Origin of the sequence: Halioxenophilus sp. WMMB6, from assembly GCF_033283405.1 — a bacterium.
In the GTDB taxonomy this organism is placed as follows: domain Bacteria; phylum Pseudomonadota; class Gammaproteobacteria; order Pseudomonadales; family Cellvibrionaceae; genus Halioxenophilus.
Window position 1 is genome coordinate 480861 of sequence record NZ_JAWMQR010000001.1, and the last position, 22548, is coordinate 503408.

Annotated in this window: 24 protein-coding genes; 19 read left to right on the plus strand and 5 right to left on the minus strand. The window is 51.3% G+C overall.

The window, feature by feature from the left end; translation table 11 throughout:
• Nucleotides 1–12: 12 nt before the first annotated feature.
• Complete coding sequence (gene rne, locus SBL51_RS02040; RefSeq protein WP_317928800.1) at nt 13–2961, minus strand: ribonuclease E; 2949 nt, start codon at nt 2959–2961, stop codon at nt 13–15.
• Nucleotides 2962–4105: 1144 nt separating this feature from the next.
• On the opposite strand from rne, the gene SBL51_RS02045 reads away from it, so the two are divergent.
• From SBL51_RS02045 to SBL51_RS02055, 3 genes are read left to right on the plus strand one after another with little or no spacing between them, the layout of a single operon-like run.
• On the plus strand, nt 4106–5083 hold the full coding sequence (locus tag SBL51_RS02045; RefSeq protein WP_317928801.1) for an RluA family pseudouridine synthase: 978 nt from the start codon (nt 4106–4108) through the stop codon (nt 5081–5083).
• A 2-nt stretch (nt 5084–5085) separates the two neighbouring features.
• A complete protein-coding gene (locus tag SBL51_RS02050) occupies nt 5086–5745 on the plus strand; it encodes an HAD-IIIA family hydrolase (protein WP_317928802.1) in 660 nt (219 codons plus the stop codon).
• A gap of 36 nt (nt 5746–5781) precedes the next feature.
• The gene (locus SBL51_RS02055; RefSeq protein WP_317928803.1) at nt 5782–6747 is read left to right on the plus strand and encodes a S49 family peptidase; all 966 of its coding nucleotides are present in this window, start codon (nt 5782–5784) and stop codon (nt 6745–6747) included.
• Between the two features lie 4 nt (nt 6748–6751).
• Here SBL51_RS02055 and SBL51_RS02060 read toward each other — a convergent pair whose 3' ends face one another.
• Nucleotides 6752–7366: a nucleoside triphosphate pyrophosphatase gene (locus SBL51_RS02060; RefSeq protein ID WP_317928804.1), complete on the minus strand. Its 615-nt coding sequence runs from the start codon at nt 7364–7366 to the stop codon at nt 6752–6754.
• A 90-nt stretch (nt 7367–7456) separates the two neighbouring features.
• Here SBL51_RS02060 and SBL51_RS02065 point away from each other — a divergent pair, with 90 nt between their 5' ends.
• From SBL51_RS02065 to SBL51_RS02110, 10 genes are all read left to right on the plus strand, one after another.
• Nucleotides 7457–7993: a YceD family protein gene (locus SBL51_RS02065; RefSeq protein WP_317928805.1), complete on the plus strand. Its 537-nt coding sequence runs from the start codon at nt 7457–7459 to the stop codon at nt 7991–7993.
• Between the two features lie 70 nt (nt 7994–8063).
• A complete protein-coding gene (rpmF, locus tag SBL51_RS02070; protein ID WP_317928806.1) occupies nt 8064–8243 on the plus strand; it encodes a 50S ribosomal protein L32 in 180 nt (59 codons plus the stop codon).
• A gap of 3 nt (nt 8244–8246) precedes the next feature.
• A complete protein-coding gene (gene plsX, locus SBL51_RS02075; protein WP_317928807.1) occupies nt 8247–9254 on the plus strand; it encodes a phosphate acyltransferase PlsX in 1008 nt (335 codons plus the stop codon).
• A gap of 59 nt (nt 9255–9313) precedes the next feature.
• Entirely contained in the window at nt 9314–10258 is a 945-nt protein-coding gene (gene fabD / locus SBL51_RS02080; RefSeq protein WP_317928808.1) for an ACP S-malonyltransferase, read from the plus strand.
• A 43-nt stretch (nt 10259–10301) separates the two neighbouring features.
• A complete protein-coding gene (gene fabG, locus SBL51_RS02085) occupies nt 10302–11045 on the plus strand; it encodes a 3-oxoacyl-ACP reductase FabG (RefSeq protein ID WP_317928809.1) in 744 nt (247 codons plus the stop codon).
• Nucleotides 11046–11274: 229 nt separating this feature from the next.
• Complete coding sequence (gene acpP / locus SBL51_RS02090; protein WP_012487300.1) at nt 11275–11511, plus strand: acyl carrier protein; 237 nt, start codon at nt 11275–11277, stop codon at nt 11509–11511.
• A 171-nt stretch (nt 11512–11682) separates the two neighbouring features.
• On the plus strand, nt 11683–12927 hold the full coding sequence (fabF, locus tag SBL51_RS02095; RefSeq protein ID WP_317928813.1) for a beta-ketoacyl-ACP synthase II: 1245 nt from the start codon (nt 11683–11685) through the stop codon (nt 12925–12927).
• Nucleotides 12928–13017: 90 nt separating this feature from the next.
• Nucleotides 13018–14049, plus strand: coding sequence for an endolytic transglycosylase MltG (gene mltG, locus SBL51_RS02100; RefSeq protein WP_317928814.1), 1032 nt, complete (start codon nt 13018–13020; stop codon nt 14047–14049).
• A gap of 17 nt (nt 14050–14066) precedes the next feature.
• On the plus strand, nt 14067–14705 hold the full coding sequence (gene tmk / locus SBL51_RS02105; protein WP_317928815.1) for a dTMP kinase: 639 nt from the start codon (nt 14067–14069) through the stop codon (nt 14703–14705).
• 22 nt (nt 14706–14727) lie between these two features.
• On the plus strand, nt 14728–15099 hold the full coding sequence (locus tag SBL51_RS02110; protein ID WP_317928816.1) for a VanZ family protein: 372 nt from the start codon (nt 14728–14730) through the stop codon (nt 15097–15099).
• Here SBL51_RS02110 and SBL51_RS02115 read toward each other — a convergent pair.
• Entirely contained in the window at nt 15056–15718 is a 663-nt protein-coding gene (locus tag SBL51_RS02115) for an RluA family pseudouridine synthase (protein ID WP_317928817.1), read from the minus strand. The two genes, SBL51_RS02110 and SBL51_RS02115, sit on opposite strands and share 44 nt — an antisense overlap.
• Nucleotides 15719–15821: 103 nt before the next feature.
• Here SBL51_RS02115 and holB point away from each other — a divergent pair, with 103 nt between their 5' ends.
• From holB to SBL51_RS02130, 3 genes are all read left to right on the plus strand, one after another.
• Nucleotides 15822–16787, plus strand: a complete 966-nt coding sequence (gene holB, locus SBL51_RS02120; RefSeq protein ID WP_317928818.1) for a DNA polymerase III subunit delta' — start codon at nt 15822–15824, stop codon at nt 16785–16787.
• Between the two features lie 89 nt (nt 16788–16876).
• Nucleotides 16877–17230, plus strand: a complete 354-nt coding sequence (locus SBL51_RS02125) for a PilZ domain-containing protein (protein WP_317928819.1) — start codon at nt 16877–16879, stop codon at nt 17228–17230.
• A gap of 58 nt (nt 17231–17288) precedes the next feature.
• Nucleotides 17289–18065 carry a TatD family hydrolase gene (locus SBL51_RS02130; protein ID WP_317928820.1) on the plus strand — a complete coding sequence of 259 codons (777 nt, stop codon included), beginning with the start codon at nt 17289–17291 and terminating at the stop codon, nt 18063–18065.
• Here SBL51_RS02130 and SBL51_RS02135 read toward each other — a convergent pair.
• Nucleotides 18062–19162, minus strand: a complete 1101-nt coding sequence (locus SBL51_RS02135; protein ID WP_317928821.1) for an MJ1255/VC2487 family glycosyltransferase — start codon at nt 19160–19162, stop codon at nt 18062–18064. The two genes, SBL51_RS02130 and SBL51_RS02135, sit on opposite strands and share 4 nt — an antisense overlap.
• 65 nt (nt 19163–19227) lie before the next feature.
• Complete coding sequence (locus tag SBL51_RS02140) at nt 19228–19743, minus strand: phosphatase PAP2 family protein (RefSeq protein WP_317928822.1); 516 nt, start codon at nt 19741–19743, stop codon at nt 19228–19230.
• A 208-nt stretch (nt 19744–19951) separates the two neighbouring features.
• Here SBL51_RS02140 and SBL51_RS02145 point away from each other — a divergent pair, with 208 nt between their 5' ends.
• The 3 genes from SBL51_RS02145 to bcp all read left to right on the plus strand — a co-directional run bounded on the left by SBL51_RS02145 (nt 19952) and on the right by bcp (nt 22319).
• Complete coding sequence (locus SBL51_RS02145; RefSeq protein ID WP_317928823.1) at nt 19952–20581, plus strand: dUTP diphosphatase; 630 nt, start codon at nt 19952–19954, stop codon at nt 20579–20581.
• Nucleotides 20582–20724: 143 nt separating this feature from the next.
• Nucleotides 20725–21705, plus strand: coding sequence for a malate dehydrogenase (locus SBL51_RS02150; protein WP_317928824.1), 981 nt, complete (start codon nt 20725–20727; stop codon nt 21703–21705).
• A gap of 140 nt (nt 21706–21845) precedes the next feature.
• The gene (gene bcp / locus SBL51_RS02155) at nt 21846–22319 is read left to right on the plus strand and encodes a thioredoxin-dependent thiol peroxidase (protein WP_317928825.1); all 474 of its coding nucleotides are present in this window, start codon (nt 21846–21848) and stop codon (nt 22317–22319) included.
• Nucleotides 22320–22548: the final 229 nt, after the last annotated feature.

A 22548-nucleotide genomic window follows, 5' to 3' on the forward strand; every position in this document is an offset into this window, starting at 1 on the left:
GGGCAGTAATCCTCAGCTGGCCGCAGACTTGCTGCGCGGGTCGTTGGCTGGCCGTTGTAAGTCGCGAGGCTGTCGGCTGATAGACGCTGGCTTGCTGGTATCCAAGGGTTCAGACAACGAAACAACATGGCTTACCGAGCGAATGTCGTGGCTCACTTGAGTGCGCGGATTGACCCGTGGATCATTGCTCGCGCGTCCGGACTCTTTAGCTGGCGTGGCAGTGACAGCCAGAGTACTTGGTGCGCTCTCTTGAGTGGTACTGGCGGCGTAACTATCACTAACCTCTGCGGTTTTTTCTACTTCACTCTGCGCTGCAGCGGTTTCTGTTTCAGCTTGGGGGGCGGCTTCGGGGGTGTCGACAGCGGCTTCAGCCTCTACTGCCGGTTCGCGCTCCGTTTCGACTGCTTCTGCGGCGGCTGCCGCAACCGGCTCCGGTGCTGACTCAGTTTCGCTGGCTGCTTCTGGCTCAGCCTTTCCTAGTTCTGGCTCCGCCTTTGGCTCTACCGCTACGCTGGCTTCTGCGGGAGCTGCTTCTGGTTCAGCCTCTTTCAGGTGAACAGTCGCAGAGGTATCGCCCTGATCGTAACCAAACTCAGCGGTATTGGCAGTGGATTCGACTTCCACAGAGACAATCTCCTCGGCAGAAGTGGACTCCTCCTCTGACAGGGCCGGCTCAACAACTGCTTCCTCAGCTGGTGCTGATGTGGCGATACTGACCTCTTGTGGTTGCTCTACTTCAGGTTCAGCCGGCTGCTCTGCGCTGAAGGCTTGCTCCTGAGCGGCAATTGCATTGCCGATCTGCTGCTGTAAAGACTCTTCGATTTCAGCAGCAGTGGGCTGCACCTGGCTCTCTAGGGCTACAGACTGATCGCTCGTATCCGCTACGGTACCGCTTTCGGCATTATCACGGCGTCCGCGTCGACGGGGCTGCGGCCTGGCACGCTTGCTGGCTGGTCGCTTAGCTGGGCGGTCTTCGCTCTCAGGTGTGGCCTGTGCCTGGGTTGTCTCCTGAGGTGCCGTTTCGGTCGCTGCTTCTGGGTTGCGATTACGTGGCTTGCGATCCTTGCGTGGGCGTCGCTTCTGTTTGTTTTCCTGCTCGTCGGTTGCAGCGGCCTTCGCAGGTTGCTGGTTATCAACAACTTCTTGCGACTCCTGGCGATTTCTGTTGCGGTTATCTTTACCGCCACTGCGTGGTCTTTTACCGCGATTGCTGGCGCTGGAGTCTGAGCGACGGCGAGAGTCGTTACGTTTTTTCGCTGGTTTTTTCTTCTCTTCCTCACCTTCAAACAGCGCTTTGACCATTTTGATCAGTTTGCTGATCAGGCCTGGTTCTTTAGGTGGTGGTGGCGCTGGCTTGCTGGGGGCAATTTGCTGGACAACAGGCTTCGGCAGTTCTGGTGAGACCTCTTTGGTGCTCTGTTTTTGCTCAGTACTGATGTCTTCTGGCGTCAGCGTAATCTTGTAGCTGGTCTCCATGGCGCCTTCGTCGTCGGCGCGTAGACGCTGTACTTCGAAGTGGGGGGTATGGAGCTCATCACTGGGTACGATAACCACGCGCGTGTTGTTGCGCGTCTCGATATCGGTGATCGATTTACGCTTCTCGTTGAGTAGGTAGGTACCCACGGATACCGGCGTAATGGCGCGAATTTCCGCGCTGTGTTCTTTTTGAGCCTCTTCTTCGATAAGGCGAAGAATCGCCAGGGCCATGGGCTTGGTGCTCATGATCGTGCCCTGGCCACTACAGCGGGGGCAGACCTTGGAAGTGGTTTCACCCAGTGACGGGCGCAGTCGCTGCCTGGACATCTCCAGCAGGCCGAAACGTGAGATTCTGGAGGTTTGCACGCGGGCGCGGTCCATCGCCAGAGCATCGCGCAGGCGGTTTTCCACTTCGCGCTGATTCTTCGAGGACTGCATATCGATAAAGTCGATCACCTGCAGGCCGCCAATATCGCGCAGACGCAGCTGGCGGGCGATCTCGTCGGCGGCTTCGAGGTTGGTTTGCAGAGCTGTCTCTTCGATATCGCCACCTTTGGTGGCGCGGGCGGAGTTGATGTCAATTGAGACCAGGGCCTCGGTGACATCGATAACAATGGAGCCGCCGGAAGGGAGCTTGACTTCGCGCTGGAAAGCCGTTTGGATCTGGCTTTCGATCTGGAAGCGGCTGAACAGTGATGTTTTCTCACTGTAGAGCTTCACTTTGCTGCGATAGTTTGGCATGACCTGGTCAATAAACATGCAGGCCAGATCGTAGGCTTCTTTGTTATCGACAATGACTTCGCCAATATCCGGGCGCAGGTAGTCCCGGATGGCTCGGATGATCACATTGCTCTCTTGAAAGAGGAATTGTGGTGCCTTGGACTCGTCAGCCTGGGTTTTGATGGTGCTCCAGAGGTGCAGAAGGTAATCCAAATCCCACTGTAGCTCTTCGGCACTGCGGCCAACGCCCGCAGTACGCACGATCACTCCCATGCCGCTGGGAACTTCAATTTTATTAAGTGCTTCGCGCAGGTCGTCGCGTTCGTCGCCATCGATTCGACGGGAGATGCCACCCGCGCGTGGGTTGTTAGGCATAAGAACCAAGTAGCGGCCTGCCAAGCTGATAAAGGTAGTGAGGGCGGCACCTTTGTTTCCACGCTCTTCCTTATCGACCTGGACAATAACCTCTGTGCCTTCTTTCAACACGTCTTTGATTTTGACGCGGCCATCGACCTCTTTGGGGCTCTTGGAAAAGTACTCTCGGGAGATCTCTTTAAGGGGGAGGAAACCGTGGCGTTCGGAGCCGTAATCGACGAATGCGGCTTCCAGGCTTGGCTCAATGCGGGTGATTTTGCCTTTGTAGATGTTAGCTTTTTTCTGTTCGCGAGTTTTGTTTTCGATGTCGAGGTCGTATAACCACTGACCATCCACTAACGCAACCCGTAACTCCTCGGGCTGTGTAGCGTTAATAAGCATTCTTTTCATTGATGTCCTAACTTTATAGCTAGGCGCTAAGGCGGGCGGGGAGTGTGACGCGAATGGAGCAGGGGCAGGCTCTAAACATCAGTTTTGGCTTACAGCTCAGGGATCTATCCGTTCGTGTTGGTGGTTTACCCTGATTGTGTTTCGGCCTTTGTGTGGCTGATTTACACGGTTTGTAAGCAGTTTTTGGTGTTTATAGGATCTCTTTTTCTGATCGATTGCCCATGCTGTCCCTTATGAAGTGGGGCTTGCTTGTCTTGTGTGACAGTACTTTAAAGGGACCTACTAAAAACAGTCGGACCATCATCGGTTACTGGATTTCGCTATAAATGGTTGTGTCTCGGCCCTTTTTTGGGCCGGAGCAACTCGTGCTCTATTGGGATTAACATCTGCCTAGACATTGGGAGGCCTGCCGAGCATTGCTCTGAGGGGCCTCTACCCATTTATATCGATCCTAAGCTACCTAACGCTGTGATCCTGACTCTCTTTTTATCAACCAACTACTCTCGGTTTGAGTCGCCTCTTCTTTGGAGTTGCTGTGGCTCAGATTCGCCGCAGTATGAGTTGGTTGATTTAAACTTGTCTATTCGCTTTACACTTCCTGCGCAACTCTAGCGCAGTTTCATTTAATCAGCTTGATGAGCTGGTTTGTTTACAAGTCAGGCCGTTTCAATCTGTCAGCTATGTTGATATGCGAGCCAACTCTTACGACCTGTGTTGATCAGAAAGACCTTACTGGGTATCCAGCCGGCTAAACAGTGACTTAGGCCGTGATCTCTCGAATCTTGTTTGTGGTCTTTAGCGGTATTTCCTTCAGGCACAAAATGCGTAACCAAGAAACCAGCCTAACCCAGACCATTTCGCAATATATCAGCGAGCACCCATTAGAGCAACCTAGACCCTTCCCGAAGGGCAGTTTCGGGCGTATTTCGAGGCTTTTGGGACGAATTAGGTGAACTTGAGCAGCCGATGGCGGGGTTCTCGGGTTATGATTGCCTACTTTTTCACTCACCAAACCGCCAATTCCCTTGATTTGAACCCGTTATCACCACTATAGGTCATACCCGGGCCAGGGCTCGAAAGGTTGATGACCAGATGGTTTAACCGGTTTGCGGTTGGCAGCTCTCCATTAAGACGAGGTAGTTCATTGCAGGAAGAATCTCAAAGTCCCAAGCCTGGTGCCCAGTGGGTCACTATTGACGCAGATTCGGCTGGCCAGCGCATCGATAACTACCTGTTAACCCGTTTAAAGGGGGTGCCTAAGTCCCGAATTTACCGGATATTGCGTAAAGGGGAGGTGAGGATCAATAAAGCACGGGTAAAACCTGAGTATCGGCTGCAAAGTGGTGATTTGATCCGTATCCCACCGCTTCGTTTGGCAGAGCGGCCCCCGGTACCCGTACCCAGTCAATCACTTTGGCACTGTCTGTCTAATGCCATCCTCTTCGAAGATGAAGGTTTGATGGTGGTTAACAAGCCCGCCGGCATTGCTGTTCACGGTGGCGATGGCGTATCTCTTGGTTTAATAGAGGCTATGCGACAGGTTCGGTCAGACTGTCCTTATTTGGAGTTAGTGCACCGGCTCGACAAAGAGACCTCTGGTTGCGTGATGTTGGCTAAAAAGCGGTCTCGACTACGGGCCTTGCAAGCCTTTTTGCGTTCAGCCGGTGGCGTTGACAAGCGCTATTGTGCGCTGGTGGTTGGCGCCTGGCCCGAGAAGGCTGTTTTGGTGGATGCACCGCTACTGCGCATGGAGCTGGCCGATGGCAACCGAATCGTTAAGGTAAAACCGGATGGCAAACCCAGCCAAACGCAATTCCGTATACTGGAGCGCTTTCAGCTGCCTGGTGTTGGCGATTTGACCCTGGTTGAGGCCAAGCCTCTCACCGGGCGCACCCATCAAATCCGCGTACACGCGCAATATTTGGGTCATCCACTGGTAGGGGACAGCAAATATGGCCGCGATGATATCAATCGGTCACTCGCTGCAAAACTGCCGTTACGCTTATGTCTACACGCGGCACAACTGGCAATACCCGGGCATGAAGGGGGCGATCTCGTGGTTGAGGCGCCGTTACCTGGCGATTTCGCCAGTTTGCTCGATGTTTTACGGAGTGGTAACTAAGCATGCTGTTTGTTTTTGACTGGGACGGTACGTTGTGCAATTCACTGGATAAGATTGTCCGGTGCTTACAAGAGGCCGCAAATTTGGCCAATTTGGAGGATTTATCGGCTGCTGAAGCCAAAAGCGTGATTGGGCTGGCTCTGCCAGAGGCCATCCAGCAACTGTTGCCAGATGAAGACATATCCACGCGAGCGCAGGTTGCTGATTTCTATCGTGATGCTTTTAACCGCGATACAAGCCAACCCCAGTTGTTTGACGGTGCAAAGGAGACTCTTCTTGAGTTGAAAGAACGAGGCTACCGGTTAGCGGTGGCTACGGGCAAGAGCCGGGCCGGGCTCGACCGAGGGTTATATGAAACGGGATTGCAGAATTTCTTTTGCGCCACCCGCTGCGCCGACGAGACGGCCTCCAAGCCAAACCCGAAAATGCTATTGGAGCTACTGGCAGAGCTCAACATGTGTCATACCCGGGCGGTAATGGTGGGTGACACCACTTTTGACCTGGCTATGGCCAACGCAGCTGGTATGCGTGGAATTGGTGTCAGCTTTGGGTCGCACTCAGTGGCCGAGCTTAACCAGCATCGTCCCGCCGTGATTATCGATCACATAAAAGAGTTATTGGGCTGGCAGATTGAACCCGCGGCTGCTAACAAGACTCAATAACCACACATTTTTGATCACTATTATAAGCAGGTACTCATGCAACAAGATTCTCCCTCAGTCCCGAATCCACGTGAATGGTCGCTGATCGAAAAACTACTGCTCGAATCCACAAAAGAGCAAAAACGTGCCCGGCGTTGGGGTATATTCTTTAAGGTTTTGGTTTTCATCTATATTTTTGCGGCGTTATTGCTTTTCCAGGTCAATGCAACGCGCACAGGCGGCGTTAATGTTAAGGACGATCACGTGGCGGTAGTGCCCGTTGAAGGGGTGATCGCGGCGGATGAAAAAGCCAATGCCAATGCCATTGTAGGCGCACTGCGCAAAGCCTTTGAGGCAGAACACAGCAAGGCAGTACTGTTGGCGATCAATAGCCCCGGTGGCAGTCCGGTACAGGCAGGATACGTTAACGACGAGATCTATCGCTTGAAAGCCCTACACCCAGAGAAGAAGGTCTACGCCGTAATCTCCGATCTGGGCGCCTCCGGCGCCTACTATATTGCCGCAGCTGCCGATGAGATCTATGCCGATAAGGCCAGCCTGGTGGGATCAATAGGTGTTACCGCCTCAGGCTTTGGTTTTGTTGGCCTGATGGACAAATTGGGTGTGGAGCGCCGCCGCTACACTTCGGGTGAGCACAAAGCCTTTTTAGACCCTTTCAGCCCCCAGCAGCCAGAGGAGGTAACCTTCTGGCGAACAGTGTTAGAGGACACTCATAAGCAGTTTATCGCCCAGGTAGAGAAAGGGCGCGGTGATCGCCTGGTTGCCAGTGAAAACCTATACAGCGGCCTGATTTGGAATGGTGAGCAAGCTAAGGAGATGGGGCTGGTCGATGGCCTAGGCAGTGCCGGTTACGTGGCCAGAGAGGTTATTGGTGTCGATAAAATGGTCAGCTACGGCGCCAAACCCAATCCTTTGGCTGCTATCCTCGAGCGTTTTGGTGTTTCTATGGGCGCCGGGTTTGCCAAATATTTAACCACCCAGCAATCACTAACCCTGCAGTAAAAGTCTAGGTAATAGTAGCGGATGGCGATAATCCAGCTGAATTTAGAGGGTTGTAGCCAAATGCGGTTAGGTGTCTAGCGAGGCTGATCAGGGGTAAGCCAATAAGCGCGGTCGGGTCTTCACTCTTTATATAGTCAAACAGCGCGATACCGAGTTGCTCGGCCTTGAAGCTGCCAGCGCAATCATAGGGCTCATCGACCTGTAGGTAATGCTCGATTTGTTGGGGTGTCAGGGTTTTGAACTTAACTTTCACCAAATCGACACTGGCGTGGTTATCCTTGGTTTGGCTGTTAAGTAGGCAGCAGCCGGTCGCAAAGCTGACTTCCTGGCCGCTGCAGCGGCGAAGTTGTTCACGGGCTCTGGTTAGGTCGCCCGGTTTGTGGAGAATTTGGTCGCCAAGAAATGCCACCTGATCCGAGCCAATCACCAAAGCAGGCTCTGCCAACTGGTCGGCAACAGCTTGAGCCTTCTCTAAACTCAGGCGCCGGGCTCTATCAATGGGTGTTTCGCCTGGAATTACCTGTTCCTCAATTTGACTGGCCAATTGTTGGAATGGGAGGTTAAAGCGCGCCAATAGCTCGGCTCTATAGCTGGATGTGGAAGCTAAAACGAGTTTCAAAATGGGTTTTCTCCCTATTTACGGCATATCTGTGTGAAATTTGACTTTTTCTTTGACAGCTCAGGGTTGTATCCCTAGAATTGCGCGCCTATGAATCACACCCCGGATTTGAGAGTGCTGCCAAGGCTGATTGATGCCCGTAAAATGGCTCATCAAGGCAGTGATTTGGTCGGCATAATACCAATTCGGGCTTTGGATCGTCTGCAGTCGGCACTGGAAAGCGATGAAGGGGATGTCTCCCTGGTGTTATCGCTGGGTATCGATCAACAGGGGCTCGCTGTGGTAACTGGAACAGTTAAAGCCGATGTGCTGGTGTTGTGCCAGCGATGTTTGAGCCCGATGACCTACCCGGTTGATACCGAGGTCAGTTTGGCCATAGTGCCAAGCGAGGAGCGAGCCAAAGAGTTGCCCAAGCGATTGGATCCATGGTTTGTCACCGACAATGCCGCGGATTTATACAGTTTGGTAGAGGACGAGATTCTGTTGGCGCTACCCATGGTGGCGTACCATCAACAGGCTTGCCTCAAGCCAGAAGCTTATAGCTCTGGCGATGACAGCAGTGATCAGAAGGGTGAGAAGCCCAACCCATTTAGCGTTTTGGAGCAACTTAAGGGCTCGCCGAAATAGATTTTTGCAGAAGGCGCCCCTAGCTGCATTAGACTAGAATTAAACAGTTTGAATTTTAGGAGCTTGTAAAATGGCTGTTCAACAGAACCGCAAAACTCGTTCTCGTCGCGGAATGCGTCGCTCACACGATGCCCTGACTGGCCCAACCCTGTCATTGGATCCAACCAGTGGTGAAAAACACCTGCGTCACCACGTAAGCCCAGACGGCTTTTACCGCGGTAAAAAGGTTGTTGACTCCGGCGAAGAGTAACGTTTGTTAGACAAACCTTTCCGCATAGCTGTCGATGCTATGGGCGGGGACCTCGGTCCCCGCGCCACTATCCCTGCCTCTATCGAATTTGCCAATCTTCACCCTTCCGTTCACCTTAGACTCTATGGTGATCCCTTTGCCTTAGCCGGTTTAAAATTGCCCTCAAATATAAGCCTCCAGGAGAGTAGTTCTGTTATCTCCATGGACGAGTCGCCGTCAAACGCGCTACGCAATAAATTGGATTCCAGTATGGCGTTGGCATTGGCCTCGTTGGCAGAAGAGGTGCCTTTTGATGCCTGTGTCAGTAGTGGTAACACCGGCGCATTGATGGCGATTGGGCGTCACTTTTTAGGGACATTCCAACACCTTAAGCGGCCAGCTATCTGTAAAGCGATTCCTACGATTACTGGCCACAGCTATATGTTGGACCTTGGCGCCAACGCAACAGCGGATGCCTCATTGCTGGTCAATTTTGCACTGATGGGCAGCGCACTTTGCGAGGAGATAGACGAAATCCGACGTCCGACTGTAGCGCTGCTCAACATTGGCATCGAAAACAGTAAGGGTAATAACCTTATTAAAGAGGCACACGAGATACTCTCGCAGAACCGGCAACTTAATTATGCCGGTTTCATTGAGGGTGACTCGATATACAGTGGCGACGTGAACGTCATCGTTTGTGATGGGTTTGTTGGCAATGTTGCCCTTAAGGTCAGTGAGGGAGTCGCTAAGATGGCACTAAGCCAGTTGCAGGGTGCTTTTCATCAGAACCTCTACGGCCGTCTTCTTGGCCAAATTGCCCGGCCTCTGTTGCGAAAATGGCATAAACAATTTGAACCCGCTCGCTATAATGGCGCCTGTTTTCTAGGGCTCAATGGTTGTGTGGTGAAGAGCCATGGTGCGGCGGATGAGCGTAGTTTTTTGTACGCTTTGGAGCTGGCGCGAGATATGTCTGCCAAGCGTCTGATTGGCCGCCTTACTGAGCAGTGCGCCAACCAACTTATAGAATAGTTCCCAATTTTCAATAAGTTACATGAACTGTTGAATCCACTTCTAAGAAGAGTTTTGTTATGAGTGCCTCTAATTTAGCGTTCGTATTTCCTGGTCAAGGTTCGCAATCCAAAGGTATGCTCGCCGACATGGCGCAGGAGTACCCAATTATTGGTGCTACCTTTAGTCGCGCGTCCGAAGTGTTGGGCTACGATCTATGGGATCTTTGCCAGAATGGCGAAGATGGCGCCATTGATATGACTGAAGTGACCCAGCCTTTGCTTCTTACCGCCAGCTACGGTTTGTGGCAGGTGTGGCAATCTCTATCTGACATAAAACCGGCCTACATGGCGGGTCACAGCCTGGGCGAGTGGTCTGCGTTAACTTGCAGTGGCGTCGTTGCGTTTGAAGATGCTGTGCGGCTGGTGCGCTCCCGCGGGCAATTCATGCAGGAGGCTGTCGCCCCGGGAGTTGGCTCTATGGCTGCCATCATTGGTGTGGATGACGATCTTATCCGCCAGTGTTGTGAATCCGCTGCAGGGGAGGAGGTTGTCTCTCCGGTTAACTATAATTCTCCGGGGCAGGTGGTTATTGCGGGCCATAAAGCAGCGGTTGAACGTGCCATCGAAGCCTGTAAGGCCGCTGGTGCAAAGAAGGCGGTGCCCTTGGCAGTGAGTGCGCCATTCCATACCAGCCTGATGAAACCCGCTGCCGATCGACTGGCTAGCCTGGTAGCTGAAACAGAGTTTAAAGCACCTGTTGTACCGGTGATTCACAATGTTCACGCACAGAGCGAAGTGGAGCCGGAGCGTATAAAAGAGGTTATGATCCAGCAGATCTATCAGCCTGTATTGTGGGTCGATTGTGTTCAGGCGCTGGCCGCTAAGAGAGTCACTCAGGCGGTGGAGTGTGGCCCTGGCAAGGTGCTGTGTGGTTTGATTAAACGAATCGATCGATCGATCAGTAGCGATAGCACCGACTCAATCGACGCCATGAGCAAAGCGGTTGCCGCCAACAGCAATTGATAAACCAGAAAATCCTAATTTACCTTAATAATAGGGATTCAATATGTCTTTGAACGGAAAAGTAGCGCTGGTCACCGGTGCGTCTCGTGGGATTGGTGCTGCCATTGCGTTACAGCTGGGTGCTGATGGGGCTACCGTCGTGGGTACCGCCACCAGCGAATCCGGCGCCGAAAACATTTCAAAAATGTTGGCTGAGGCCGGTGTCAGCGGTAAGGGAATGATGCTTAATGTAACAAACCCCGAATCCATAGCGCAGGTGATCGACACAATCTCTAAAGAGTACGGCGCGCCAACTGTTTTGGTAAACAATGCCGGTATCACCAAAGATAACCTGCTGATGCGTATGGGTGATGACCAGTGGCTGGATGTGATCGAGACTAACCTTAACTCGGTTTATCGGGTCACCAAAGCCGTTCTGCGTGGCATGATGAAGGCTAAGTGGGGCAGGGTGATCAATATCGCTTCTGTGGTTGGTTCCATGGGTAACCCTGGCCAGACCAACTATGCAGCTACCAAAGCCGGCGTGGCGGGTTTCGCCCGCTCATTGGCAAAAGAGGTCGGTTCGCGTGGCATTACCATTAATACCGTGGCGCCAGGCTTTATTGATACCGATATGACCCGTGCATTGAGTGACGATCAACGTGCACTGATGTTATCTGCGGTACCACTGGGGCGCCTCGGCGAGGCCCAGGAGATCGCTGATGTGGTGGCATTTCTAGCCGGTGACAAGGGCGCCTACATCACTGGTGAGACCATTCATGTCAATGGCGGCATGTATATGAACTAAAAAGGCGATTTTAGCGCTTGCCCTGAGTGATCAGGCTGGGCTAAAGTGCTTGATTTGCAAAGCAAAATAGCCAGAAACACCAATAAATTTAGCTTCGCTGATTCACAATCACTGTGCAATCAATGTAAAATGCGCGGCGATTTGGCTGAACCTTAGATGATTAGTCTGGTTTAGCGTGGTTGAAGAAAGGCTCAATAGAATTTATACCGACTAGGAGTTTAATAAAGACATGAGCAGCATAGAAGAACGCGTAAAGAAGATCGTAGCCGAGCAATTGGGCGTTAAAGAAGAAGAAGTAAAAAATGAAGCCTCGTTCGTTGAAGATCTTGGCGCTGATTCTCTCGATACCGTTGAATTGGTAATGGCTCTGGAAGAAGAGTTTGAAACCGAAATTCCAGACGAAGAAGCCGAGAAAATTACCACAGTACAGCTGGCTATCGACTACATCAACGCCAACCTGGCGTAATCACTTTCGTCGCTGCTACACATCCAGAACAATATTTAAAGCCGTACTAAGTCGATTAGTACGGCTTTATTTTTAAATGATGTGGCCGCTGGTTAGTTACGGCTGATGGCGGCAGACTATGCTCCGCAAGGGGCGCCTTTGACGCAATGATAGAGTTTTCTGGAGGCTATAGTGTCCCGTAGAAGAGTTGTTGTGACCGGATTAGGCATGGTTAGTCCGGTTGGCAATACCGTCGCAGAGACCTGGTCTAACATTTTGGGTGGTGTTAGTGCCGCCCGCACCATTGATCAGTTCGACATCACACCTTTCACTACTAAATTCAGCTGCTCTGTGCGTGGGTTGGATATCGAATCCTATATTCCCGCCAAAGATGCCAAGAAAATGGATACCTTTGTGCAATATGGCATTGTTGCGGGTATTCAGGCTGTACAGGACAGCGGTATCGAGGTAACCGAGGAGTTAGCTCCCCGAATGGGTGCAGTGATCGGCTCAGGTATCGGTGGTTTATCTGAAATCGAAAATGTCTCTTTGACTATCGAACACAAAGGCCCGCGTCGGGTAAGCCCTTTCTTTGTACCCGGTTCTATCATCAACATGATCGCTGGTAACCTGTCAATCAAATATGGTTTTAAAGGCCCCAACCTCGCTGTAACTACAGCCTGTACCACCGGTACTCATGCGGTAGGGCTGGCGGCGCGCTCGATTATCCTCGGTGAAACCGATGTGATGTTGGCCGGCGGGGCCGAAATGGCTACAACCCGTGTGGGGCTGGCCGGTTTTGGAGCGGCACGGGCCTTGTCCACGCGCAATGACGACCCGGAAAAAGCCAGCCGCCCCTGGGACGTCAACCGCGATGGGTTCGTATTGGGTGATGGCGCCGGGGTGTTGGTATTGGAGGAGTACGAGCATGCCAAAGCCCGCGGTGCGAAAATTTATGCTGAACTGATCGGTTTTGGTATGAGTGGCGATGCTTATCACATCACTTCGCCACCTGAAGATGGCGCCGGTGCGGCGCTCTCCATGCAGAACGCTCTGCGCGATGCAGGTATTTCCCCAGATCAGGTTAGCTACATCAATGCCCATGGCACCTCGACTCCAGCGGGAGATATGGGTGAAATCAGAGCCATGCGCACTGTTTTTGGTGACAACTTGCCCAATATTGCTGTCAGCTCAACAAAATCGATGATTGGCCATTTGCTGGGTGCAGCGGGCGCGGTTGAGGCGATATTTGCGGTGTTGTCCATTCACGATCAGGTCGCACCGCCGACGATTAACCTTGATAACCCGGACCCCGAGGTCGAAGGGCTTAATCTTGTTCCGCATAAAGCCGCCAAAATGGATATTTCCGTTGCACTTTCAAACTCGTTCGGCTTCGGCGGTACCAATGGAACCGTGGTGTTTGGGCGTGTTGAGTAGCCCGGTTTTTGAGCATCGCGATCTCGTTGAACTCGTTTAGGACTCTCCTAAAGAGTGGCTGCTGCAACACAACCCAACGCTAAAAATAGAGTGAAGAGATTGCTGAAACTGCTGCTGATAGTGGCAGTTTTAGTAATAGCATCGGGCGCCTATAGCGTATGGCAGTTTAACCTATGGCTGCATAAGCCTCTGGCCCTGGAGTCAGAGGTAATCCTTCAGGTTGAGCGAGGCTCAACCATAACCAAAACGCTCATCAACCTAGCTAACCAAGGCGTGGTCTCCTATCCGAAGGCACTTTTGGTTTACAGCAAAATTACCAAGCAAACCGCCATTAAGCAGGGTGAGTATCGAATCACGCCAGGAATGTCGTGGGTTGATGTTAACCAGATGCTTATCTCCGGTAATGCAATCGACCATCAATTGACCCTCATTGAGGGGTGGCGGGCGGCCGATGCGCTGCAAGCCCTGCACGATAATCCCCGCGTGGTGCGCACTTTAGACTCGCTCCTCGACCCAAGTTTGGTAAACCAGCTGCCCGCAGAGCATGCTAACCCAGAAGGGTGGTTTTTTGCCGACACCTACCACTTTCGCAGTGGCGACACCGATTTGGCGATACTGCTGCGGGCGTACAATAAAATGCAAACCACCCTGCAGCAATTGTGGCAGCAACGGTCCGCCGGCTTGCCTTATGACTCTCCATATCAGGCTTTAATTATGGCCTCTATCGTCGAGAAGGAGACCGGGTTAGCCAGTGAGCGCGCGCAGATCGCCGGTGTTTTTGTTCGTCGCTTGCAAAAGAATATGCGCCTACAGACAGATCCAACGGTAATTTACGGGTTGGGCGATAGCTACCAGGGTAATTTAACCCGTGCACATTTGAGCCAGCCCACCGATTACAACACTTATATGATTCGCGGGTTGCCCCCGACACCGATCGCCCTGGTTGGTTATGAGTCCCTGGCCGCGGCCATGCAGCCGGCCGAAGGCGATGCGCTCTATTTCGTTGCCAAGGGCGATGGTAGTCATCAGTTCTCTGCAACTCTGGCCGAGCACAACCGCGCTGTACGCCAGTATCAAATCTTAAATCGCCGTGACGATTATCAATCCGCTCCCAAGCAATAGTCAGCGAGAAGCCCAAAATGGATAACAACAAACGTGGACGATTCATTACCTTCGAAGGGGTAGAAGGGGGCGGCAAGAGTTCCAATATTCCGTTAGTTAAAAACTTACTCAGTGATGCGGGCATAGACGTGGTTGTTACCCGTGAGCCAGGTGGTACGCCGCTCGCCGAAGAGATTCGCCAGCTTATTCTGGCCAAACGGGATGAACACGTGGATGATTGTGCCGAACTGCTGTTGGTATTTGCCGCTCGGGCACAGCATTTCAATCGACTGATTTTACCGGCTTTGGAGGCGGGTAAGTGGGTGCTGTGCGATCGCTTTACCGATGCCACTTATGCTTATCAAGGCGCCGGCCGTGGGCTCGCCATGCAGACTATCGCCCTGCTGGAAAATCTGGTTCAGGGCGAGCTTCGCCCGGACTTAACGTTACTGTTCGATTTAGACGTTGCCACAGGCATGGCGCGCGCTCGCGGACGGGGAGACTTAGACCGCTTTGAGCTGCAGGAGCTAGCTTTCTTCGAGCGTATCCGCGCGCTCTACCTAGAGCGGTTAAAAACGGAAAGCTATTACCGTTTAATCGATGCCAGTAAAACGCCAATTGAAGTGGGACAGCAGGTGAGTACTGCGATACAAAAATTTATGGGTGCTCACCAATAGCCGATATGGAGATCAGCGGAAAATGAAGTTGTTGGGCATAGGACAATTTGCGGCTGTGCTCGGATGCTATCTCTGGTTAGGGGTAATCAGGGTACCGTTGCAAATCGAAGCGAATTTTAGTGATCTTTTATTGCACGCAACCGGTTATACCTTTGCCGTGTTTTCGGCTTATGTCGCATTTCCCAACTATACCCTTTTTTATCGGATGCTCATTCTGCTGTGGACATTTTCCGGTGGCGTTGAATTGGTGCAGCACTTTTTACCATGGCGCAGCTTATCTGGAGTGGATATGCTGGCTAATGGCTCGGGAATTCTGATGGGTTACCTGTTGCTCAGTATGGTTCGCCCACTCATTGACTTTTTGTTAAATCGTTTCGGTTTAAAGGCCAGCTGAAACCTTCGTGAGTGAAGTTCATTTCACAACCGGTGACGGGGTGGGTGAAACTGATCTGCTCAGCATGTAGGTAGAGCCGAGCTGCGGGTAGTGTCAGTGGCGCGCCGTAGAGGGTGTCGCCCACAATTGGGTGGCCAATGTGGGTCATGTGTACACGCAGTTGATGTGAGCGCCCGGTGACGGGCATCAGTCGTACCAATGTGCATTGCTGCGCTTCATCTCTTGCCAATACGCGATAGTGGGTGAGTGAGGGTTTGCCGTTGGCAGCAACCATTTGCCGCGGCCGATTGGGCCAGTCACAAATCAGTGGCACATCCACTTCGCCCTCGTTAGGGTTCAATAGCCCCGTTACTACAGCCAAATATCGTTTGCCGATGGTTCTGGATTGAAATTGCCGGGCCAGGTGGCTAAGCGCTGCTTTTGATTGCGGTACCAGTAACAGTCCGGAGGTGGGCATGTCCAAACGATGGACGATTTGGGAGTTGGGGTAATCTTTAAGTAGCCGGGTTAGGATGGAGTCTTTGTTTTCTGGTAGTCTGCCAGGAACCGTTAGCAGACCACCGGGTTTGTTGACCACCAATAGATGATGATCTTTATGCAAAATTCTCAAATCTGTCATTGATCCAACGCCCAACTAAATTTATAGCCATAGTGCCCACCACATTCGGGATGCTGAACTTTACCGGGCACCAATATTTGCGACAACCCTTTGCTTTGAATCTATGAGTAGTTCAACTGAAATTATTGTTCCCTATCCTTGGCAGCAGGGCATATGGCAGAGGCTTAATCAGCAGCGCAGCCAGAGTAAATTGCCCCATGCCACTCTATTCGCCGGCGTGGCCGGCGTTGGTAAGGAGAACCTGGCCAAAGCACTGGCGCAGTTGCTTTTATGCCAAGCGCCCGAACATGATCTGGCGTGTGGCAGCTGTAAAAGCTGCCTATTACTTCAGGCACAAACCCATCCTGACTACCACCTGGTGATGCCTGAACCCGGCAAACAGATCAAAATTGAAGAGATCCGGATTTTGCAGGAATCGCTCACTAAATCGGCGCAGCAGGGCGGTAGTAAAGTTGTGGTTATGGGGCCCGTGGAATCACTCAACAGCAATGCTGCCAATGCTTTCCTCAAGACTTTAGAAGAGCCAACAAGTAATACTTTTTTAGTGCTTTTTTCCCATCAGATTAGCGGCGTTATGCCGACCATTCGCAGCCGCTGCCAAATTCAGCAACTCGGGGTACCCGACCTCAACCAAAGCCGCGAATGGCTGAGCCAGATTGCCGGTGAACGCGCCCAGACGCTATTGGATACCGCAGCCGGAATACCGCTTAAGGCGCTGGCGTTGCTCGATGCTGATACTTTGGAAACACGCCATTCCGTTTTGCTGCTGCTACAAAAGCTAGAACAACAGCAGTTGGGCCCGGTCGCCTGTGCTGGTCAATTAAAGAGCTACAGTTTAGAGACCATCTGTCTGCTGCTAACGGAGACCATGGAAAAACGAATCCGAACGCTCTATGAGCGGGAAGAGGCCAACTCCAGCCAACCGCTGGCTCAGGCTTTGCTGCAACTGCGCGGTAAAGTGGTGAGGCTGTTAGAACGGCTGCGGCGCGGTAGCAACCCCAACCAGCAGCTTGCATTGGAAGAGGTGTTGATCGATTATTCCCGCGTTTTCACCGTACGAATGAGATAGCCAGTTCGGTTTCCCGCAAATTTTCGACTACACTTAACGATGGGCTTGTGGTAAGCCAATCAAACAGTTAGATGAGATAGAGACTATCAATGAAAGGACTAGGTGGCGGCGCTCGCAATGGTATTTTATCGCTGACGATAAAAGACAAGGCTGTATTGTACGCGGCTTACATGCCATTTGTTAAAAATGGTGGTTTGTTCATACCCACGGCCAAAAGTTATAACCTCGGCGACGAAGTGTTTATGTTGCTCAACCTTATGGATGAGCCCGAGAAGATCCCTGTAGCCGGTAAAGTGATCTGGGTTACGCCTAAAGGTGCCCAGGGCAATCGTGCTGCCGGCATTGGCGTTCAATTCAATGATCAGGACGATGCCGCCAACCGCAAGATTGAGACTTATCTCGCCGGCGCGTTGGAATCCGACCGACTGACCCATACAATGTAGCCATCCAGCTCCCGTCGGGGAGTTTCTCAAAATCCCCTTTCACAAAAAGAGCAGAGACATGCTTGTAGATTCCCATTGCCATTTGGATCGGTTGGATTTAACTCCCTATGGTGGTGACCTAGACAAACTCATCGCCGCCGCCCAGGAGCGCGGTGTCGACCGGATACTCTGTATCGCCATCAGTGTTGAAAATAGGGCCGCTGTACAGCAGTTGGCTGATCAATACGAGATGGTATATGCCTCCACCGGTGTTCACCCACTCGATATCGATGCCGGCCGGGTATCGATTGATGATCTCTGCCAGTGGGTACAGGGTCATACCAAAACCGTGGCCATTGGCGAGACCGGGCTCGATTATTATTACGACGACAAAAACAAGCTGGCACAGCAGGAGTCATTTGTCGTTCACTTACAGGCGGCGGGAATCACCAAGACCCCGGTTGTGGTACATACCCGTAACGCTAAGCAGGACACACTGGCCCTGATCCGTGAACATGGCGACCTTGAGAGCGCGGGGGTTTTACACTGCTTTACGGAAGATTGGGATATGGCCAAAAAGGCCATCGACATGAACTATTACATTTCGATTTCTGGCATTGTTACCTTTAAAAATGCCGGAAACGTGCGCGAAGTGGTTAAAAACATACCGCTAGAACGCTTGTTGATAGAAACTGACGCGCCCTATCTGGCACCGGTACCCCATCGGGGCAAGCGCAATGAGCCCAAGTATGTGCGGGAAGTGGCGGAATACATCGCTGAGTATCGTGGCCTTTCGCTCGCGGAATTGGCTAAAATCACCAGCGATAACTTTGACCATTTGTTCTTAAAAGCCTAGCTACCAAAGGCCTTCAATTTAAATTCCTCTAGGCGCTGCAGTTGGGCGAAATCTTCACCGTGATTGGTTCGCACCTCACCCCATAGCTCACTGGCCAAGTCCGTTAATGACTCTTCAGTCCAGACGCCCTGGTGTATCCAATTAACGATCGCCCCCGCCACATTGGGGTAGTGCATGGTGACGTTGGGCTGGTTCTCCAGCCACTCCTGCACCGCATCTGTAGAGAGAGTGTTCATCACTTTGCCAAGCCCAAGTTGAGCTAACGCTTCGGCGTTGGAAAGCTGTTCCATCTGCCCATACAGGGGTTTTACCAGCAGCTTTTTACCCAAATCGAGCGCTTCACTGGCCAACTCGAAACCGGCATTACAGATCACACCATTGGCGGTGGCCAAGTCCTGTTTGAAACCCTCCCGGCTGAGTGGCCGGTATTGGATATTGCCCTCAGCCTTTGCTGCTTCAAACTCACCATAGTAGGTGAATTGATAACCGGAGATAGGCTCGAGCATCGCTTGTACCTTGGCGGGGTCTTCGAAACCCAGATAAACCAGTATCTTATTTTCGATCACCCCGTTTGTTTGGGGTGGGGTATCGGCAATAGGGGGGAGTATTGGAGCGCCGAAATGGTGCCAATGTAAGCCAATACCCAGATTCACGGTGGCAAAGTGACGCATTATCGCTTCAGCCAGCCAATTATCTCCCTTCTTGGGGATGGCATGATGGAAAGCGTACTGATGGCCAACACCAATCACTGTTTTTTGGGCCCATTTACCTGCCCAAGCGGTGATGGGCTCGAAATCGGTGATAATGAGGTCGTATTGGCTAACGTCGAGATTGCGGATATCGCATAGAAGACGGCTGATGCTGTTGTGCTTTAAGGTGGCAAAGGGCGCCACCTTACCGGATTTGTGCAGAAAAGTTAGGCCGCCATAGCTCTGCCATTGGCCAAATGGCTCCATGTCAAAATACTTGTTACGCTCCCGGCCACTAAAAAGGAAATCGACCTGTGTGTCTGGGTGGTTTCGGAAGGCCGAAACCATTGCTCGTGCACGCGTGATATGGCCGTTTCCGGTGCCCTGCACGCCGTAAAGGATCTTCATCAATCAGCCTTTTAAAAACAAAAAACCTTGCTCAGCGGGCTGAGTGGTCAGTAAAACGATGGAGTCTATAGAAGGTAATTTAATGTGAACAGACCACAACTTAATCCAAGCGTGGCTCCAGCCAGTGTATCGGTAGGAAAGTGAACTCCCAGCATCACCCGCGATGCTCCAACGGAGGCGGCCCAGGGAAGCAGAGCCCAGAAGAGCTGCGGAAAGAGCCCAGACAGTATAATTGTCATCATGAAGGCCGCCGACGTGTGGCCAGATGGAAAACTAAATTGGTCGGAGGGTATGATTGCCGATTGGTAGTTGGGAATAGCTTCTGGCGGGCGATTGCGTTTAAAAAACTTCTTGATGAGGGTATAGAGAGTCCGCTCCAGAACAAATGCTGCCAGAAAGGCAGGGATTACAGCGTAATAGTTGTTCAACGCAAGAACGATCCCACACACAACGTAGAGCGGGCCGTCTGCTGTTTTTGACACCCAACGACTCACTTCAACTAGTATCTCGTGGTTTTTACGCCGATGACACCAGTCGAAGGTGAGAAGATCGAAGTTGTGAATACTCTCCAGTAGCCTCATCCAGGTCTTTCCTTTGTGGTATAAAGAAGCCCAAATTTATGATGCGACAATTAAACGAGCAAAATATGACCACAATATGACAGCTATGGCAGACCACAGCAAATCGGATTTCAACTGCTAGCCCGATTGCGCAGCCGGTGTCGTGCGTAGGCAATCAACACTGTATCTTACTTTAACCAACTTAATCCCGAGACAAAGACCCTATCCTATGAAGCAACAATTAGCTGATATGTTGGCATTGCAAGAAGAGATCAACCGGCAGGTTCATCCCAATTGGCGGGAACAGAACTTCGAATGGCACCGTGCTATCTGGATTGAATCTGCCGAATTACTGGATCACTACGGCTGGAAGTGGTGGAAGAAGCACTCTCCGGACCTGGGGCAAGTTCAACTGGAACTCGTGGATATATGGCATTTTGCGTTGAGTATGGCGCTGCAGGAGCATCAGTCTCCGGATTCGGTCGTTACCCAATTGGCAGAGGATTTGGTACCGGTTGCCAATAGCGGTGCCGGTTTTGCCGAGGTTTTAGAACAGTTTGTAGCCAAGATTGTGGGTGACAAACAGTTCGACGTAAGCCTCTTTTCTCAACTGCTGAACTTTGCCGAACTCTCATTTTCCGACCTCTACGAGATGTATATCGCCAAGAACATACTGAACCGATTTCGCCAGGATCATGGCTATAAAGAGGGCACATACATTAAGCAGTGGCAGGATAGGGAAGATAACGAACATCTCGCTGAGCTACTGGATACTTTCAAACAAAGCGGCTTTGAACTAGGCGAGACTAGCTTTTTTGATTGGTTGTATGGCCAGTTGCAAAGTCGGTACCCCGGTTAATACCGTTTTTTTGATTCACAACGGTCGGTGACAGTAGCGAAAGAGGTGAAAAAAACTGTCATTGGCCTATAATTGCCCACCTTCGACAGATAACCAGTCTCTGGCTGTCAAACTGAACACAAAACCACTATTGGAGATTTAAAGTGAAAGCACCAGTACGCGTTGCTGTGACCGGAGCAGCAGGTCAAATTAGTTACTCTCTGCTTTTTCGTATTGCCGCTGGCGAGATGCTAGGCAAAGACCAACCTATAATCCTGCAAATGCTGGAAATTACTCCCGCACTGGGCGCTCTGAAGGGCGTTGCCATGGAGTTGGATGACTGTGCATTCCCATTGTTGGCCGGTATGGTTTGTACCGATGACGCGAATGTTGCTTTCAAGGATGCCGATTACGCCTTGTTGGTTGGTGCTCGTCCACGTGGACCTGGTATGGAACGTAAAGATCTGCTGGAGGCCAATGCCGCGATCTTCTCCGTACAGGGTAAAGCCATTAACGACCACGCCTCGCGTGATATTAAGGTCTTGGTTGTTGGTAACCCGGCTAATACCAATGCACTTATCGCTCAGCGAAACGCTCCTGATATCAACCCACGTCAATTCACCGCAATGACTCGTCTTGACCATAACCGTGCGATGACTCAACTCGCCGAAAAAACTGGTAAGACCATCAATGATGTTGAAAAACTGACGATTTGGGGTAACCACTCATCTACCCAATACCCTGACATTCATCAGACTAAAGTCGATGGTGCCAGCGCCATGACCTTGATCGACCAAGCGTGGTACGAAAACGATTTCATTCCTACTGTCCAGCAACGCGGTGCGGCTATTATTGCAGCTCGTGGTGCGTCATCAGCAGCTTCTGCAGCGAATGCGGCCATTTTCCATATGCGCGATTGGGCTTTGGGTACGCCTGCTGGTGATTGGACCTCTATGGGTGTATACAGCGATGGCAGCTACGGCATTGAAGCTGGCCTGATTTACTCTTTCCCTTGTGTTTGTAAAGATGGCGACTGGGAAATTGTTCAAGGCGTTGAGTTAAATGACTTTTCTAAGGGCAAAATGAAAGCCACAGAAGAGGAGCTGCAACAAGAGCGTGACGCTGTTAAGCACCTGCTGCCTTAATTGCAAAAATGCTCCCGCCGGTGCAATATCCTAGTTGCCCCGGCCGTTGCCACAAACTGGTAGTAATAATTGCTACCAGTTTGTGAACAGGAGCGATGGAAAGCCAATGTTTCGCGGTTGATAAAACAAGGAATTCTGTAATGCCTCACCCCAAAGTTGGTAACTTAGCGCCTACTTTTTCCCTCAAAAATCAAGATGGTAATACCATTAAGCTAAAAGACTTTCGAGGCGAAAAGGCGGTTGTCCTTTATTTTTACCCCAAAGCGCTCACTCCAGGCTGTACTACACAGGCGTGCGGTATACGGGATATTAAAGCTGAATTGGACAAGCGCGGTGTGGCCATCTTTGGTATTAGCCCGGATCCCGTAGCACGCTTACCAAAATTTATAGAAAAGCACTCCCTAAATTTCGACCTACTATCAGATGAAGATCATGCCGTGGCAGAAAAATATGGCTGTTGGGGTATGAAGAAGTTTATGGGAAGAGAGTTCATGGGCTTGATACGGACCACCTTTATTGTTGGTAAGGATGGCAAGCTACTAAAAATTATGGACAAGTTTAAAACAACTACACATCACGACGAGCTTCTATCAATTTTGGATGAGCTTGTTTAACCATTAAGCACGAAAGCTGAACTTCTACAGACATTTTTAGCCATAGGACTTGGTCTAAGAGGGTCCCCCAAAAATTACAGCTATTTTCTCAAGCGCTTGTTTATATGCTTAGTGACTTGTAATCGGTTGCCAGATATCGATAGCAAATAGCAATATTTACAGCTACTGAAATTTTGTATTTACCGAGTGGTCAACTGAAACAATTGACCGTTGTTGTAGTGTTGTAAAA